Consider the following 17,670-nt stretch of genomic DNA (forward strand, 5'->3'; position numbering starts at 1 on the left):
AATCACCTATTGACCGGAAGTCCGATAAAAGAGTAAGTAAAAAAGATAATATATAAAATTAATGGCAACAAGTAACGATATCAGAAAAGGGCTTTGTATTGAGTACAGCAATGATATTTATAAAGTAATCGAGTTTCTTCACGTAAAACCAGGAAAAGGACCCGCTTTCGTAAGAACAAAATTAAAATCGGTGACTAACGGTAAAGTAATTGATAATACTTTCTCTGCAGGACACAAAATTGAAGAAGTAAAGGTAATCACCAGAAAATTCCAATATCTTTATGATGATGAGAACGGATTCCACTTCATGAATAATGATGACTTCTCTCAATTATATATCAATAAAGAAATGATTGAAAACTCTCAGTTTATGAAGGCTGGTGAAGAAGTAACCATCATTTTGAAAGAAGCAGATGAAACGCCTCTTTCTGCTGAACTTCCACAGTCTGTATTTCTGGATGTTATCGAAGCTGATCCGGGAGTAAAAGGAAACACAGCAACCAATGCTCTTAAAAACGCAATCGTTGAAACAGGAGCAAGAGTTATGGTTCCGTTATTTATTGAACCGGGAGACAGAATTAAAGTAAGTACTGAAGACGGTAGCTACTTAGAAAGAGTAAAAGAATAAATAAAATTTACATCAATTCGGTTTGCACTAGCATTCCGAATTTTGTTTTATAAGAAAATCTATATTGTTATGAGATTCCATTCTCCGCAAAAGCTTAAAACGATTGCTGATTTAATAGGCTCAAAATTTATTGGCCCGGAAGACTTCGAAGTATTGGGGTCCAACGAAATTCATATGGTAAAACCAGGTGAAATTGTTTTTGTCAATCATCCTAAATATTACGACAAAGCATTAAATTCTGCCGCTACCATTATTTTAATTGATAAAGAAGTGGAATGTCCGGAGGGAAAAGCACTTCTTGTTTCGGACGATCCCTTCAGGGATTTTAATAAGATCAATACTCATTTTACCAGAATTTACAACTTTACAGAAGAACTTCATGATGCTGAAATAGGAGAAGGGACTAAAATTCATCCTTCCGCAGTTATCGGAAATAATGTGAAAATCGGAAAGAACTGTCTTATCTTTCCCAATGTGGTTATTGGAGACAGAACTGAGATTGGAGACCATGTTATTATTCAGTCAGGAACAGTACTTGGAGGTGATGCATTCTATTACAGAAAACTGGACGGCAACTTTGACCGCTTAATTTCCGTTGGAAATGTTGTCATTGAAAACAATGTAGAAATTGGCAACAACTGTACAATCGACAGAGGAGTTACAGATTCTACCGTCATTGGTGAAGGATCTGTACTTGATAATCAGATCCAGATAGGACACGATACGGTAATAGGAAAAAAATGCCTTATCGCATCACAGGTGGGAATTGCAGGATGCTGTATTATTGAAGATGAGGTGACAATTTGGGGGCAGGCCGGTATCGCATCAGGTATCAGAATAGCTAAAGGAACTGTGCTTCTTGCAAAGGCCGGAGTCAACAGAGACCTTGAAAAAGGAACATACTTTGGACTTTTGGCCGAAGAGTTCAGAACTTATCTGAAAAAAGAAGTAAAACTGAGAAATCTCAAATAAACAATTCTAAAGGTTTTATCTGAAATCAAAGAAATTTAAGTAAATTTGTGAGCATCAAAAATTTGTAATAGGCATCAGTTAAATTAAAAATCTTAATTTTAGGCATTATTGAACTAAAAATGAAAAAATATTTACTATTGATTTTTATGACGGTTTTTTCTATGTCTTTTGGACAGAAAACACTGGATGCTAAAATTATTACAAAAGAAAATGATACCCTGAATGTAAAAATAAAGGTGTCAACAAATGCATTTGATCCTAATCTTTTATATGTTACCAGCTTTAATACCAAAGTAACGGTGATAGGCGAAGACGGTAAAAAAACAAAAATTGAGGCTCCGGAAATTAAAGAACTTTTTTTAACCGACTTTAATGGTAAAAAAAGAACTTTTATCAACAAATCCAGCGATCAGAAACTTCTCATGGAAAAATTATATGATGGCGAAAACTTAGAATGGTATCGCACATATAGCTCGACAATGGGAGGAGAAAATGCAAATGATTTTTTGTATAATAAAAAGACCAAGAAAGGATTCGGATTTATCTATTTTACAGGAATACCTAAAAAGAAACTTAAAGACTTTTTTAGTGATGAGCCTGAAATGATAAAGCTTCTGGAAAATACAGATAAAGGAGGCGGTTTTGCACATACTTCAGAATATGATAGCAGTATGTTAAGTATTCTTGAAAAATTTGAAGAATTAAAAAAAAATAATAAATAAATTAAAACAACAATAAAATGTCAATTTTAGTAAACAAAGATTCTAAAGTAATTGTACAAGGATTTACTGGAAACGAAGGTACTTTCCATGCAGGTCAGATGATTGAATACGGAACCAACGTAGTAGGTGGGGTGACTCCGGGAAAAGGAGGTAGCGAGCACTTAGGAAAGCCGGTATTTAATACAGTAGCTGATGCTGTTGAAAAAGCAGGTGCAAATGTAAGTATCATCTTCGTACCACCGGCATTTGCAGCAGACGCTATCATGGAAGCTGCTGAAGCAGGAATCAAAGTAATTGTATGTATTACAGAAGGTATTCCTGTAGCTGATATGGTAAAAGTAAAAGCTTATATCGCTGACAGAGACTGCAGATTAATCGGACCAAACTGCCCTGGAATCATTACTTCTGAAGAAGCTAAAATTGGTATTATGCCAGGTTTCGTTTTCAAAAAAGGTAAAGTAGGTATCGTTTCAAAATCAGGTACCCTTACTTATGAAGCAGCAGACCAGGTAGTAAGAGCAGGATACGGAATTTCTACAGCTATCGGTATCGGTGGTGACCCAATCATCGGAACTACTACAAGAGAAGCTTTAGAATTATTCATCAACGATCCTGAAACAGAAGCAGTAGTAATGATTGGTGAAATCGGTGGTGGACTGGAAGCTGAAGCAGCAAGATGGTACAAAGCAAGCGGATCTACTAAACCGGTTGTAGGATTTATCGCAGGACAAACAGCTCCAAAAGGAAGAACAATGGGACACGCAGGTGCTATTGTAGGCGGAGCAGAAGATACAGCACAGGCAAAGATGGAAATCATGAGAGAGAATGGTATCAACGTAGTTGACTCTCCTGCTGATATCGGTGCTACTGTTGCTAAAATCTTAGGATAATCTTTATAAAACCAAACATATGAAAAAACTTTTATTAGCCTCAGCTTTGACTCTTTCTGCTTTATCCTTTGGACAGGTTCAATGGAAAAATACAAGATTTGGTCTTACAGGAGGTGTAAACTACTCCCGAGTAGCAAATGCCCACAACCCCTCGGGCCCTAGATACACGGGTCAAGGTGGAGTTTTAGCTTTAATTCCGGTAGGAAAGGCTAACCAGTTCTTCATCCAGCCGGAAGTATCATACTACGGTGCAGGGGAAACAGGAAAGGATAAGGATGCCAAAGGAAGAGATGGTTATGATGCTGTATATGCTAATAACTATTTGAGTGTCCCGCTTTATTTTAAAGGATATTTCTCTGAAGCTGCTTCAGAATTCTTTGGATTGGCAGGGCCGAGATTCAACTTCTTATTAAATCAGAATGTTAAGAATGCTCCTTTGTCGAGACCTTATTACGATCCGGATGTTGTGGATCCTGCAAATCCTTCTGTCAATGGAAAAGCAAAGAGCTTTAATTGGGGAATAGGATTAGGAGTAGGGTATAGCTATAAGAGACAGCTGGAAGTAGCTGTTAAATATGATATCGGACTTTCAGATACCTATCCTGGTCTTGCAAAAGAAAAAGGAGGTACTGATAAGAAAAAATCTGAACAGGTATTAGCATTGACCTTAAGCTATATATTCAAATAAAAGTTATTGATCAGAATAAAAAAATCCCGGAAATTAATTTCCGGGATTTTTTTATTCTATTAATATAAAGTTTTATCAACTTTTCTTTTAACCTTTAACCCATTTCCAAAGCTCCTTTAATGTCGCTTTATTCCCATACATTAAAATACCTACACGGTAGATTTTTCCCGCTACAAAGATCATAAAAATGGTGGTTCCCAGCAATAATGCAATAGATAGCGCTATCTGCCACGCAGGAACTCCAAATGGTATTCTGGCAATCATTGCCACCGGTGAAGTAAAGGGAATAATAGATAGCCAGAAGCCCAATGGCCCGTCAGGATTATTCATTAATGAAAAGCTTCCGTACATTCCCAACATCAGCGGTAAAACAGCAAATAAGGTAAACTGCTGAGTTTCCGTTTCGTTATCTACTGCAGAACCGATAGCGGCATAAATAGAACTGTAGAAAATATATCCTAAAAGGAAGAAAATAATGAATACAAAAATAATCAACGGAAAATTCATCTCCAACAAGCTGTGTGATATCTGAGTTGCGAGTTGTGTGATATCCAGTTTATTCATTACCTGCTCATTTCCGCCGGGAATCTTAGTCTGAATAGAAGAAAACCCGGTGTTTAATACTACAGCTCCGATGACAGACATGGTAATCCAGATTACAAACTGAGTCAGGGCTACCAGTGTTACTCCGAGAATTTTTCCCATCATCAGTTCAAAAGGTTTTACCGAAGAGATAATGATTTCCACCACACGATTGTTTTTCTCTTCCAAAACGCTTCGCATAACTCTTACCCCGTAGATGATGATAAACATAAAGGTAACGTACATCAGGATCATGCTAAGTCCTGTTTTTACGCCAAAAGCAAGGTCGGAATCTTCTTTATTGTTATCGGCAACATTAATGGTTTTCAGACTGAAACTTTTATCCAGATCATTCAATTGAGCTTCCTGAATTCCTAATTGTTTGATTTTTTCCTTTTTAATAACATTGGAAATATCGGAAACAATTTTTTGTTTGGTATCAAGACCTATTTTACTGTTAACGACCAGTCGTGTTCCGGTTTCCAGGTCATCAAAATTTTGTCCTTTTAATTCGGGAAGTATAAGAATTCCGTCAATAGATTCATTTCCCTTTAAATTATTAATCTTTGCCTTTTCATCCGCAGCAGAAACAATTTCATAATTCAGTTTATCATCAGACTGGAGCTGATCTTTAAATAGTCCGCTTTTATCAACAACTTCTATGATGCTGTGAGATTCATTAGCCTTAAACATTAATCCTATGACAGCTCCAAAAGCAATAATCAGGATCGGAGCAAGCAATGTTAATATGATGAAAGATTTTTTCTTAACCTGTGTAAGAAATTCCCTTTTTGTAATTAAAAAAATATTATTCATAAGTTAAGAATGGTTGCTTACAGCATTAATAAACACTTCGTTCATACTAGGAATTCTTTCGTCAAATGATCTTACCTTACCTACATGTACAAGATCGAGCAAAATATTATTTTGATCAGCTTCATTTTTAAGGTCAAAAGACACCAGATTATTTTCGTTGGTAAAATTGAAAATTTCATATTTGTTCTTAAAGCCTTCAAGCTGCTCAGGATTAATCTCAGAGAGTGTAATTCCGAAAATATTTTTTTTGAATTTTTCCCTTACCTCAAAAACTCTTCCGTCAATTATTTTTTTGGAATTGTTTATCAGGGCTACATAGTTGCACATTTCTTCAACACTTTCCATTCTGTGGGTAGAAAGAATAATGGTAGTCCCGTTATTTTTAAGCTCAATGATCTGATCTTTTATTAAATTGGCATTTACTGGATCAAATCCGGAAAAGGGCTCATCCAGAATTAAAAGATGAGGCCTGTGTAATACTGTTACTACAAACTGAATCTTTTGTGCCATCCCTTTTGAAAGCTCAGAAAGCTTTTTTTTCCACCATTGATCAATATGAAGTTTTTCAAACCATTTCTTTGCTTCGTTCAGCGCATCATTTTTTTTCATTCCTTTAAGTTCTGCAAAATAAAGGATCTGATCACCTACAGTCATATTTTTATATAAGCCTCTTTCTTCGGGCATATATCCAATATCTTTAATATGATTGGGATTAAGCTTTTCTCCATTGATAAAGATATCTCCTGAGTCTGCCTGAGTAATTTGGTTAATGATTCGGATGAAAGATGTTTTTCCCGCTCCGTTAGGTCCTAAAAGCCCATAAATACTGCCTTTTGGAACATGGATGCTGAAATCATCCAATGCTACTTTTTTACCGGCATTATAGGTCTTTTTAATATGTTCAGCTTTAAGCATTAAATTGTTTTTTTACAATTAGTATAAAAAAGTTCTTAAAGTTACGGAAATATTAAAAAGAATTAATGTAAAAGAAAAAATCCTGATCATTATCAGGATTCTAATTTATTGCTTTACGATTTGAGTAACTTTTTGCGTATTATCACTTAAGATATAGCGAATCAGATATTTGCCCGGTTTCAGCTTTTCGATATTGATTTCTCCGGAGTTCATATTGACACTGTAATTCGCAACCTGCATACCCAAAATAGAATAGAATGTCACACTTTTGATTCTTAAGGAAGAATCTTTTGCCTTTACGATAAGGAAATCCCTTGCAGGATTTGGATAGGCAATCATCACTCCGTCGTCAGACTTCTGCGACATAGAGGTGGGCTCTTTTAGCTGAGCTTGTAAATTGTTGGAAAATCCAACAAAAGTGCCTACAAATAGAAATAAAAGTAAAAGTTTTTTCATCAAATTTATAATTTCTCGGATATATATAACAAATATAATAAATTCTACAATTTTATACAATAGTTTTTTTGTAGAACTTATACTAAATTTGTAAAAACTTATTCAAAAAGTATTCCAAAATGATACATTCAAGAAATAGAAGACTTAGAGTTAATGAATCTATCAGAAGTTTGGTAAGAGAAAATGTGCTTACAACTGATGATTTTGTAATGCCGATCTTCGTAATGGAGGGCGAAAATAAGCAGGAGGCGATCCCGTCGATGCCGGGAATTTTTAGGCGGAGTATAGATTTAACCGTGAAGGAATGTAAGGAATTATTTTCTTTAGGTGTAAAAGCGGTCAATCTGTATATGAAAGTATCTGATCATCTGAAAGACAATACAGGAAAAGAAGCGTGGAACAAAGACGGATTGATGCAAAATACAATCAAAGCGATAAAGGATGCTGTACCGGGGATGATTGTTATGCCGGATGTAGCATTAGATCCGTATTCAATCTATGGGCACGACGGAATTATTGAAAATGGTAAGATTCTAAATGATGCTACAAATGATGCACTGGCCAGAATGTCTGTATCCCATGCTGAAGCAGGAGCAGATTTAGTGGCACCAAGTGATATGATGGACGGCAGGGTACTGGTAATTCGTGAAGCATTGGAGCAAAGCGGATTTACAGATGTAGGGATTGTGAGCTATGCCGCAAAATATGCAAGTTCTTTCTACGGGCCTTTCAGAAGTGCTTTAGATAGTGCTCCAAAAGATGATATGGAAATTCCAAAAGATAAAAAAACATACCAGATGGATTTCCACAATTCCCGTGAAGCCCTGAACGAAGTATATAAAGATATTGAAGAAGGTGCTGATGTGATCATGATCAAACCCGGACTTCCATACCTGGATATCGTATCCAAGGTGCGTGAAGCGATTGATCTTCCGATTGCTGTTTATAATGTAAGCGGAGAGTATGCTATGGTAAAAGCTGCCGTTCAGAACGGATGGCTGGATAATGATAAAACGATCATCGAAAATCTTACGTGTTTTAAAAGAGCAGGAGCAGATATGATCTTCACTTATTTTGCTAAAGAAGCAGCTATGATTTTACATAAATAAGCATATATTAGTTATAAAAAACACCTCAATCTGAGGTGTTTTTTTATGATATCATCTATTGTTCTTTACTATTATAACCAGCCTTTTTTTCCATATACATAAGTGTCATCAAATTGTTTATCACTCATAAACAGATACAAAATACCCTCAATAAAAGGGATAATAGATGCAGCTCCTAATGTAACAATATTAAGAATAACCTGAATAACCCCTTCTTTGGTGTAGCCCAGATAAAATTTATTTAAAGCCAGCCAGCCTACAAGAATTCCCAGTAATGCAGCAGGAAGTCTCTTTTCTGAGCGATAAGGCATATTGCTTTGCTGGTTCTGAGTATTTTGGGGATTTTCCGTTTTTGTATAACCGTAATTTTCCATTTTTTAGTGTTTGTATTAAAAATTTCTTTTTCAATGGGTCGGATGAAAAGATAAATTGTTACAATGCATTATATGAACATCTGACACTGCGTTTAAAGGAATAAGAATAGGAGTGTCAGCATTTTCTAACCGGGAAAACTGATGGTAAAAAGAAACAGAAGGCGAAAAGTTTTTTATCCGTAAAAATTGTTTAAAGCCTGAATTTTAACACTTAGCCTGAGAATCGTTAAACTCAATATAAACAATGTCAGGGGATATATAAACTTGTTGGCATTTTTGATATATTTGCCCTATGATTTTACGAGGAGAAAACTTAATCAAAGAATACGGTCCTAAAAAAGTTGTAAAAGGCGTTTCTGTACAGGTTCAACAGGGAGAAATTGTGGGATTGCTGGGTCCGAACGGAGCTGGAAAAACCACATCGTTTTATATGATCGTAGGGTTGGTTAAGCCTACTTCAGGAAAAATTTTTCTGGATAAACAGGAGATTACTACTGATGCAATGTACCGCAGAGCCCAGAAGGGAATCGGATATCTGGCTCAGGAAGCTTCTGTATTCAGAAAACTTTCTGTAGAAGAAAATATTATGGGAGTACTGCAGCTGACCAAGCTTTCAAAGCGCGAACAGCAAATCAAATGTGATGAGCTGATTGAAGAGTTTTCTTTACAACATGTGCGTAAAAACAGAGGAGATCTTCTTTCCGGGGGAGAACGACGTAGAACGGAAATTGCACGCTGTCTCGCTACGAGTCCGAATTTTATCCTTCTGGATGAACCTTTTGCAGGAGTAGACCCGATTGCGGTAGAAGATATTCAGAAAATCGTAAGAAGTCTGGTGGATAAAAATATCGGAATCCTCATTACAGACCACAATGTACAACAGACGTTGGCCATTACCAACAAAACCTATATTATGTTTGAAGGGAAAATCCTGAAAGAAGGACTTCCGGAAGATCTTGCCAATGACCCTCAGGTAAGAGAGGCATATCTTGGAGAAAACTTCGTTTATCAGAGCATTCTGGATAAACCTAAAAAGAAGAAGCATGCCTACAACATCTGGGCTGGAAATTTCGATTCCAAAGCACATTTTCAGGGATTTGTAGATGAACACTTTAAACAATTTGATGATTTAAGACTGATGTATGGCTTTGAAGATATCAGTTTTGCTTCATTGGCTAATTCAGAAATCGAACATATTTTTAATGATGTGGTAGATAAAAATGCCAACAATTCATTTATTTTCCAGAAAAAAGAAATTAACTCCCAATATTCTTTAGAACAGGCGCAGACCGAATCTAAGGAAGCCAGCAGACAGGAGCTTCATTACCTGACAACCTATATGTATGAGGGATAAAATCTAAGACAATTTATTTGCTCAAAATAGTAATAAAAACGTACCTTTTCTCTCAGAAACGGTACGTTTTTCCATTTTAAATCAGATCCATGGCAAAACCTTTTAACAGAACAGTTACTTTATTCGGAATTTATAAACAGCTTGTCCCGTTTATAAGGCCTTATCGTCCTATGATTTACGGAACTCTGTTTCTTACTTTTCTGGGGGCCCTTGCTGCACAGGTTAACCCTATTGTTTTAAAATATACGGTAGACGAGGTAACCCAGCTTACCCATCTTCCGCATCCCATGACTGAAGGAATTCATATTCTGATCATCATTTCTGTCATTTTACTGGGGAAAGAACTGTTGAATATTTTTATCAATTTCGGACAAAAATTTTATGGAGAGAAAATAAGGATCAATGTGAGCTCTATTCTGGCTCAGTCTGCTATTGACAAGATCCTGACTTACAGGGTCGCATACTTTAATGACGAAAACCATGAATCCGGAAAATTACAAATCAGAATAGACAGGGGAATTGAGAGTCTTACCAAATTAGTTCAGAACTTTTTTATCGATATCCTGCCTCTTTTTTCTAATGCGATCATCGCTCTGATTATCATGTATATGCAGAATGTATATGTGGGAGCGGTCTCTACCATTATTGTCCCGATTTATTTTTACATAAGCTCCCTTCAGGCAAAAAAGCTAAGCGGAGTGCGGCGGCAGTTGAGAAATCAGAGAGAAAAGAAAACATCAGGTCTGTTGAATCTCATTAATTCTATTATGGTGATCAAAAGTTTTGTTCGTGAAAAGTTTGAAGGAAAAAAGCAATATGATTTGCAGATGCAATTGATGGAAAGCCAGATGTTCACGAGAAAAACTAACTTTATTTATGATGGTTTAAAAACCTTTATCGAACAGTTTGGTGTGGTTTTAATTATTATTCTTACCGTCTATCTCGTGCTTGATCAGCAAATGACTATTGGTGCTATTATGCTTCATATTATGCTTTTCAATAATGTTTCCGCGCCTATCCGCCAGTTGCACAGAATTTATGATGATATGAACGATGCTATGATCTATGCAGAAGGTTATTTTGATATTCTCAATGCGGATAACGAAACAGAACCCAACGGAGCTTTTGTGGAAAAGCAGATTAAAGGAACTTTTGAACTGAAAAATGTAGATTTTACCTATCCTAACGGGACTAAAGCACTTCATGATGTTTCCATGAAAATTGAAAACGGAAAAACAACGGCATTGGTAGGATTGAGTGGGGCCGGGAAATCAACGGTCATCAACCTTTTATGCAAATTTTATCTTCCGGATTCAGGAGAAATTCTCTTAGATGATGTTAATCTGAACGAATATGATAATACTTTTCTCAGAAGTGATCTTGGACTGGTACTTCAGAAAAACCACATCTTTCAGGGAAGCATTGAAGACAATATCCGTTATGGAGATATGAATGCCGATTTAGCGGAAATTCAGGAGGCTGCCAAAAAAGCATATCTGCATGATCAGATTATGGATCTTCCCGATCAGTATCAGCATGATGCAACTCAGCTTTCCGGAGGACAGCAACAGAGGATTGCCATTGCAAGATTGTTCCTGAAAAATCCGCCGATTATCTTTCTGGATGAGCCTACTGCAAGTCTGGACGCCATTGCTACAGAGCAGATCAAAAACTCTCTTGATGCCATAAAAGAAGGCAGAACAGTCATTATTATTTCCCATTCATTGTCCCAGATTTTAGATTCTGATACGATTTATGTTATGAAAAAGGGAAGGGTTGTTGAAAACGGAACACATGATGAGTTGTACAGTAAAGACGGAACTTATCGTGAAATTTTTGATGCTTCAGCCCGAAGTTTAAATCTGGATAAATTAGTCAATACACTGAAAGAAAATTAAAAAAAGAATTTTAGCTTTGTCTGAGAAATATGAATGACCATTATCTTAAAAAATTAGATCGGGTAACAGCGATTCTTACTCAGTTACAGTCGAAGCCTGTCGTAAGAGCACAGGATCTGGCTGAGAAATTTGACGTGAGTATCAGAACCATTTACCGGGATGTAAAAACATTGGAGAATGCAGGAATTCCCATTGTGGGTGAAGCCGGGAACGGATATTCTCTGATGGACGGCTATAAGCTGCCTCCGGTGATGTTTACCAAAGAAGAAGTGCTGAGTTTTATTACTGCTGAAAAATTAATGCAGAAATTTTCTCATCAGAGTTTAGGAAACCACTATCAGAAGGCTATGGAAAAAGTACGTTCTGTATTGAGGCATTCAGATAAAAGTCTGATTCAGAATATTGAAAAACAGATTGATGTTTTTAATTTTCATGCACATCCTGAAGATTCTCTTAAAAATGTCATCCCCATTATTTTAGAAAGTATTGCCGAAAAGACCCAGCTGATTATAGAATATAAAACGGTAGATTCCAGAGTGACCAGCCGGACGATTGAAACAGTGGGTGTCTTTTTTGAATTTAATTTCTGGTATATTATGGCCTATTGTACGTTGAGAAATGATTTCAGACAATTCCGGGTGGACAGAATTTTACAGATCCTGAAGACTCAGACTCCTTTTTTACAGGAATACGGACAGGTAAATGATTACCGTAAAAAATCGAACGGAAATAAAGTCATCGCCAAACTTTTAGTAGATAAAATGATAATGTCTCATTTGGTGAATTCTAAAAAATATTACGGGCTGATTGAAGAAAAGGAAACCGAAGAAGGAGTGGAGCTTACTTTTGAAACGGAATGGATCAATGACGGGTTTCCGCGCTGGCTTATTACTTTTGCAGATTATGCTACCGTTCTGGAGCCCGAGAGTCTTCGTACAAGATTAAACGAGCTTCTGACAAAAATGACAGAAAGACATCAGTGAAAAACCTCAGCATTATGCTGAGGTTTCAATTTATTTGACAAAAAGATGAAATGGTTTTCAAGCAAAAAAAATCAGAAAAGCCAAAAAAATGTATTTGTATTTTTAGCCTCTGGGCTTGTTAGAATCTCTCCCAGAAGAAAGGAGGCTCAATTCCTAACGCTCTTAAATACACATATCCTTGGGCACGGTGATGGATCTCATTATCGATAAAATAAAGAATGTTCTGATATACAGGGAATTCATATTCTCCGAACAGATTAAACGTCTCCTGGAAACGTTCTTCCGAAATCATCTGGAAATAATGATGGATTACTTCTGTTTCTTCATCCCATTTTTTTAAGAGCTCCGCTTTAGTTTTTGGATTGAATTTTTCTTCGCTGTAAGCTTCCACATTGTTTTCAATGATTCCTTTTAAAGCTGGTCCTCCAATACTAATAAGCTCTGTAGCCATTTTAGCAAAAGGTCTCATACCTGCAATTGAAAATTCAAATAAATCTTTTTCAGGGAAAGATTCAATCACTCTTCTTGTAAGGTTTCTGTGGCCTTGCCAATCTTCTAATAATTGATCCGATGTCATGAATTGTTTTGTGGCAGTTGATGTAGTTGTCATAATTGTATGGTTTTTGTTTATTATTGTTGATACAAAGGTAAGAGCAGGTTGTGACAACAGTTTGTCAGCAGGATTTTAATAATGAAAAATATTTTTTTGTTAAAATATCAGGGCCTGTTTTTCCGTTAAAGAAAAGTATAGTAATAAAAAATTATTTATTATTCAGCATTATGAAGAAGTATATTTTGCCGGGTATGACCGCTCTTTTATTGGTGTCATGTAATAAAATTGAAGAAAAAATTGACCAGACGGTTCAGAAAACAACTGAAACGGTTCAGCAAAAGGCACAGCAGGCGGTAGAGGAGACCGTCAAAAAAACAGTGAGTGAATCCATCAGTTCTCTCACCAACTCCCAGAATGTCAAATTTAATGATGTTTTTCCTGGTAACGGTGCTTCTGTAGTATCGGATGATAAAGGGAAAAAATTTAAATTTCCAAACGGATCAGAAGGATATATCTTTAAATATAAAGCAGATATTGCTGTAGTATTGCCATTTTTAGAAGGACAGGCTACAACTGATGAAGAAAAATCTGATAAAACAGCCCGTAAAATTGACGGACAAAATATAGTGGATAAAATAAGTTTTGTTTCGAAATTTCTTCCTGAAAATACTTTTGATACAAGTTTTTTAGACAATATTAAAACAGATAAAAATATCAGGTACTATAAACTCAAAAGACTTCCGAATATCAGTACGATTATCTATAATCCGAAAAACCAGACCATCATACAATATGTAGAGGTAAATAAATAATTTGTGAATGGCCGGTTTTTACCGGTCATTTTTTTATAAGGTTCCTATCAGAGGGTATTTGTTACGGCAAATTTTAAGCGGAATAAGGAATCATTCAGGACACATTTTACTTTGTACATTATACAAATTAAAGTATTTTAGTAGTATGAAAATTTATACAAAAACAGGCGATAAAGGTCAGACAGCATTATATGGCGGAACGAGAGTCTCGAAAGCCAGTGCAAGAGTAGACAGTTATGGAAATATAGACGAACTCAATTCATTTATCGGAATTGCCAAAAGCCATATTGAAGATGAAGAAGTTCTGAAGCAGCTAAAGAAAATACAGTTTGATTTATTTACTGTAGGTTCAGAAGCCGCAACACCCGTAGATAAACTTATGTTAGCTAATGGAAAATCACGTCTGCCGATTATTATTTCAGAAACTGAAATCGAGGAACTGGAGCAATGGATGGATGCTTTTGATGAAAAATTGGACCCCCTTCAGTATTTTATTCTTCCGGGAGGCGGAAAACCGGCTACTTTTTTACATGCTGCAAGAACAATTTGCAGAAGAGCAGAACGTTCATTGGTATTTTTAAATGAGTCCGAAGAAGTGCGTCCTGAACTTATTAAATATTTAAACAGACTTTCGGATTATCTTTTTGTATTAGCAAGATATATTTCAAAACTGAATAACGAACCGGAAGAATACTGGAATCCGAATGAAAGATAGAGTATTACTTTTCATCAACGGAGATGCCCCGGAATCTTTTCCGAATTTTGATAACTACGGATTGATCGCCTGTACAGACGGTGCTTTTCATTATTTAAAGAGATTTGGATTTCCTTTGGATAAACTGGATTTTATTTCCGGTGATTTTGATTCACACTCCGGTTCTGATGAAAATATTTATGAAGAAAGGTTTATCTATACGCCGGATCAGAATAAAACTGATTTTCATAAGGCATTAGATATTATTGTTGAAAAAGGATTTAAAAAAATAGATGTTCTTGGAGGTAGTGGAGGAGAACAGGACCATTTTCTAGGAAATTTAACAGTTGCCTATGCCTTTAAAGACAAAATGGATTTGAAATTTTATGATGAGTTTTCAGAATATTATTTCATTCCAAAAAAAATTACGATAAAAGGGATAAAAGATAAGATGGTTTCTCTGTATCCTTTTCCTGCAGCCGAAAATATTACAACAAAAGGATTGAACTGGCCTTTAGATCATGGAAGTCTAAACGTTATATCAAGAATAGGAACCCGTAATTTTGCAGTTGACGATGAGGTTTCTATTGAATATGAAAAAGGAGATTTGCTGATTTTTATTGGTAAAAATTATGTATGATCTGATATAAGCTTCCGGTACAAATATAGTATCAAGAGAAACGGGCTTTAGCCCGTTTCATCAAACATAAAATAAATTCCGCTGGCTTTAGCCGCAACGTAGTATTACTAAAATTTTTATGCCTAAACAAAAAAACTCTTGAATATATTAATCAAAATACCGGTAATCACTGTTTCATTATTCTGTGTTTTCTCATGCAGAACACAGCATTTTGAAACTCCTGAATATGGTAAAAATGGAACTGATGAAGTGATTAGCTTAAGAAAAGTAAATAATTTCCGTACGGTAGGAAATATTAAAAATGCAGACGGAAGAATTTTAAAGGCAGCCATCTTTTACAGAAGCGGTCATCTTCATCAGCTTAAAAAAAAGTCTTTCGGACAGTTTGAAAAGCTCGGAATCAAAGAAGTGATCGATCTCAGAAACTCAAAAGAGATCGCTCAGAAACCCGATGACCTTCCTCAGAAAATGATATACAAGAATTATTCAGCCTTTGAAGATGAAGGAGATCAGCTGGATCAGGCTAAAAAACTGGTGTTAAAAGGAAAAGTGAATGGTTCAGATGCCGATAAAAGAATGGTGGATTTCTATCGTGAGTATGTGACGGAAAATCCCCAAATAATAAAAACCATTATAACAGAAATTCTGGAATCCAAAGAACCTGTGCTCTACCATTGTACAGCCGGTAAAGACAGAACCGGCATTATTACCGCTTTAATCCTGACGATCCTGAAGTTTGATAAAGAAACTATTTATAATGATTACTTGCTGTCCAATAATTATAGAAAGGATCTTGTTCAGAAAAGACTCCGTCTGGCAAACACCCTGCATTTTCTGTATCCGAAGATGGATATACAGGTGCTGGAAAAACTGAGCTGGGTAGAAAAAAGGTACCTCGATACCGCTTTTCAGGAGATTAATAAAAAGTATGGTTCTACAGATCTTTATATTCAACAGGCTTTAGGAATCTCCGAGGGCAAAAGAGAAGAATATATTCAAAAGTTTACGTATTGATTATCAGAAAGAAAAATCTGCAGAAGGTGATATCAGATGATTATAGAAAATTATAATAATTTTAACACCTAAAAATCAAACTTTTTTAGCAATTTTGCATTTCTTAATTCACTTGTTTAGAAATGAAAATAAAGTACTCGGAACTTATTGATCAGACATTATATTTTCCTACAGAAGAATTTAATGTTTCTGAGAACAATTTGTTGTTTCACGATGTCCCATTGATGGATGTAGTTGAACAATTTGGCACTCCGCTAAAGATTAGCTATCTGCCGAGAATTTCTCAAAATATTCAGAAAGCCAAAAGCTGGTTTAAAGAGGCTTTTGAGAAAACCGAATATAAAAAGAATTATACCTACTGTTATTGTACAAAATCCAGTCATTTTAATTTTGTACTGGAAGAAGCCCTAAAGAATGATATTTCAATAGAAACTTCTTCCGCTTATGATATGGATATTGTAAAATCCCTTTATCAAAACGGAAAGGTAGATAAAAACATTGAGGTAATCTGTAATGGATTCAAAACGGATGATTATCTGACAAAAATTTCAGATATGATCAATAATGGTTTTGAAAATATTACTCCGATTCTGGATAATTACCGTGAACTGGACAAACTTACGGAAAGCATAGATTCCACTTTTAATATCGGGATCAGAATCGCTTCTGAAGAAGAACCTAAGTTCGAATTTTATACCTCAAGATTAGGAATCGGGTATAAAGATATTATTCCGTATTACAGCCAGAAAATTGCCGAACACCCTAATGCAAGATTGAAAATGCTTCATTTCTTCATTAATACAGGGATTAAAGACACTTCTTACTACTGGAACGAATTATACAAATGTCTTCGCGTATATGCACGTCTGAAGAAAATTGCTCCGGAAGTAGATTCCTTAAATATCGGTGGAGGCTTCCCAATTAAAACTTCTCTGAACTTTGATTACGACTATCAGTATATGGTGGAAGAAATTGTTTCTCAAATCAAAAAATTCTGTGAAGAAGAAGGGGTAGAAGAACCTAATATTTATACTGAGTTTGGGAGCTTTACCGTTGGGGAAAGCGGAGCTAATCTGTATAAAATTATTTCTCAGAAACGTCAGAATGACAGAGAGAAGTGGAATATGATCGACTCTTCTTTCATGACAACACTTCCCGATACATGGGCAATTTCAAGACACTTTATCATGCTTCCGCTGAACCGTTGGGAAGATACTTACGAAAGAGTATTTTTAGGAGGTTTAACGTGTGATTCAGATGATTATTATAACTCTGAACAGCATACAAATGCCATTTATCTGCCGGTTTTCAGTGATACGAAGCCCTTGTATATCGGTTTCTTTCATACAGGAGCCTATCAGGAAACCATCGGAGGATATGGTGGAGTACACCACTGCCTGATGCCTCAGCCAAGACACGTCCTGATTCAGAAAGATGAAAACGGCGAACTACAGTATGAAATTTTCAGGGAAAAACAGGAACCTGAAGATGTGTTGAAACTTCTTGGGTATAAATAATTTTGCAAAGGGAATGGGCTTTAGCCCGTTTAATCAAAATTAAAAGTTGGCTT

Annotated in this window: 18 protein-coding genes and 1 pseudogene; 14 read left to right on the forward strand and 5 right to left on the reverse strand. The window is 35.8% G+C overall.

All coding sequences use genetic code 11. The annotated features are described in order from the left end of the window. The first annotated feature begins 61 nt into the window (after positions 1-61). The 5 genes from efp (at position 62) to JO178_RS20645 (ending at position 3,900) form a co-directional block, all read left to right on the forward strand. Positions 62-628: an elongation factor P gene (efp, locus tag JO178_RS20625; protein WP_291940070.1), complete on the forward strand. Its 567-nt coding sequence runs from the start codon at positions 62-64 to the stop codon at positions 626-628. 69 nt (positions 629-697) lie between these two features. Continuing rightward, a complete protein-coding gene (locus JO178_RS20630) occupies positions 698-1,600 on the forward strand; it encodes a UDP-3-O-(3-hydroxymyristoyl)glucosamine N-acyltransferase (RefSeq protein WP_291940071.1) in 903 nt (300 codons plus the stop codon). Positions 1,601-1,719: 119 nt separating this feature from the next. Continuing rightward, positions 1,720-2,322: a hypothetical protein gene (locus JO178_RS20635; protein WP_291940074.1), complete on the forward strand. Its 603-nt coding sequence runs from the start codon at positions 1,720-1,722 to the stop codon at positions 2,320-2,322. A gap of 17 nt (positions 2,323-2,339) precedes the next feature. Then, positions 2,340-3,212 carry a succinate--CoA ligase subunit alpha gene (gene sucD / locus JO178_RS20640; RefSeq protein WP_291940076.1) on the forward strand — a complete coding sequence of 291 codons (873 nt, stop codon included), beginning with the start codon at positions 2,340-2,342 and terminating at the stop codon, positions 3,210-3,212. A gap of 19 nt (positions 3,213-3,231) precedes the next feature. Next, complete coding sequence (locus JO178_RS20645) at positions 3,232-3,900, forward strand: porin family protein (protein ID WP_291940078.1); 669 nt, start codon at positions 3,232-3,234, stop codon at positions 3,898-3,900. An 87-nt stretch (positions 3,901-3,987) separates the two neighbouring features. Here the strand turns inward: JO178_RS20645 and JO178_RS20650 are convergent, their stop codons facing one another. From JO178_RS20650 to JO178_RS20660, 3 genes are all read right to left on the reverse strand, one after another. Next, positions 3,988-5,298: an ABC transporter permease gene (locus JO178_RS20650; RefSeq protein WP_291940080.1), complete on the reverse strand. Its 1,311-nt coding sequence runs from the start codon at positions 5,296-5,298 to the stop codon at positions 3,988-3,990. 3 nt (positions 5,299-5,301) lie between these two features. Then, positions 5,302-6,213: an ATP-binding cassette domain-containing protein gene (locus JO178_RS20655; RefSeq protein ID WP_291940082.1), complete on the reverse strand. Its 912-nt coding sequence runs from the start codon at positions 6,211-6,213 to the stop codon at positions 5,302-5,304. 105 nt (positions 6,214-6,318) lie between these two features. Then, positions 6,319-6,669, reverse strand: coding sequence for a T9SS type A sorting domain-containing protein (locus JO178_RS20660; RefSeq protein WP_291940084.1), 351 nt, complete (start codon positions 6,667-6,669; stop codon positions 6,319-6,321). 119 nt (positions 6,670-6,788) lie between these two features. Between JO178_RS20660 and hemB the strand changes: the two genes are divergently transcribed. Next, entirely contained in the window at positions 6,789-7,778 is a 990-nt protein-coding gene (gene hemB / locus JO178_RS20665) for a porphobilinogen synthase (RefSeq protein ID WP_291940086.1), read from the forward strand. A 71-nt stretch (positions 7,779-7,849) separates the two neighbouring features. Here hemB and JO178_RS20670 read toward each other — a convergent pair whose 3' ends face one another. Then, entirely contained in the window at positions 7,850-8,152 is a 303-nt protein-coding gene (locus tag JO178_RS20670; RefSeq protein WP_291940088.1) for a TM2 domain-containing protein, read from the reverse strand. 292 nt (positions 8,153-8,444) lie between these two features. Between JO178_RS20670 and lptB the strand changes: the two are divergent. The 3 genes and pseudogenes from lptB to JO178_RS20685 form a co-directional block, all read left to right on the forward strand. After that, positions 8,445-9,170, forward strand: a pseudogene (gene lptB / locus JO178_RS20675) (LPS export ABC transporter ATP-binding protein); the annotation flags it as partial. A 506-nt stretch (positions 9,171-9,676) separates the two neighbouring features. Next, entirely contained in the window at positions 9,677-11,404 is a 1,728-nt protein-coding gene (locus JO178_RS20680; protein WP_291940398.1) for an ABC transporter ATP-binding protein, read from the forward strand. 29 nt (positions 11,405-11,433) lie between these two features. Continuing rightward, positions 11,434-12,387, forward strand: coding sequence for a YafY family protein (locus tag JO178_RS20685; protein ID WP_291940092.1), 954 nt, complete (start codon positions 11,434-11,436; stop codon positions 12,385-12,387). Positions 12,388-12,505: 118 nt separating this feature from the next. Here JO178_RS20685 and JO178_RS20690 read toward each other — a convergent pair whose 3' ends face one another. Next, entirely contained in the window at positions 12,506-12,997 is a 492-nt protein-coding gene (locus JO178_RS20690; protein WP_291940094.1) for a DinB family protein, read from the reverse strand. A 170-nt stretch (positions 12,998-13,167) separates the two neighbouring features. Between JO178_RS20690 and JO178_RS20695 the strand changes: the two genes are divergently transcribed. The 5 genes from JO178_RS20695 to JO178_RS20715 all read left to right on the forward strand — a co-directional run bounded on the left by JO178_RS20695 (position 13,168) and on the right by JO178_RS20715 (position 17,617). After that, on the forward strand, positions 13,168-13,752 hold the full coding sequence (locus tag JO178_RS20695) for a hypothetical protein (RefSeq protein ID WP_291940096.1): 585 nt from the start codon (positions 13,168-13,170) through the stop codon (positions 13,750-13,752). 145 nt (positions 13,753-13,897) lie between these two features. Beyond that, positions 13,898-14,467: a cob(I)yrinic acid a,c-diamide adenosyltransferase gene (locus JO178_RS20700; protein WP_291940098.1), complete on the forward strand. Its 570-nt coding sequence runs from the start codon at positions 13,898-13,900 to the stop codon at positions 14,465-14,467. After that, the gene (locus tag JO178_RS20705; protein WP_291940101.1) at positions 14,457-15,086 is read left to right on the forward strand and encodes a thiamine diphosphokinase; all 630 of its coding nucleotides are present in this window, start codon (positions 14,457-14,459) and stop codon (positions 15,084-15,086) included. The genes JO178_RS20700 and JO178_RS20705 overlap by 11 nt, the downstream gene beginning before the upstream one ends. Before the next feature lie 138 nt (positions 15,087-15,224). Continuing rightward, a complete protein-coding gene (locus JO178_RS20710) occupies positions 15,225-16,100 on the forward strand; it encodes a tyrosine-protein phosphatase (RefSeq protein ID WP_291940102.1) in 876 nt (291 codons plus the stop codon). A 122-nt stretch (positions 16,101-16,222) separates the two neighbouring features. Next, positions 16,223-17,617: an arginine decarboxylase gene (locus JO178_RS20715; RefSeq protein ID WP_291940104.1), complete on the forward strand. Its 1,395-nt coding sequence runs from the start codon at positions 16,223-16,225 to the stop codon at positions 17,615-17,617. Positions 17,618-17,670 lie beyond the last annotated feature (53 nt).

This window comes from Chryseobacterium sp., assembly GCF_019236175.1.
In the GTDB taxonomy this organism is placed as follows: Bacteria; Bacteroidota; Bacteroidia; order Flavobacteriales; family Weeksellaceae; genus Chryseobacterium.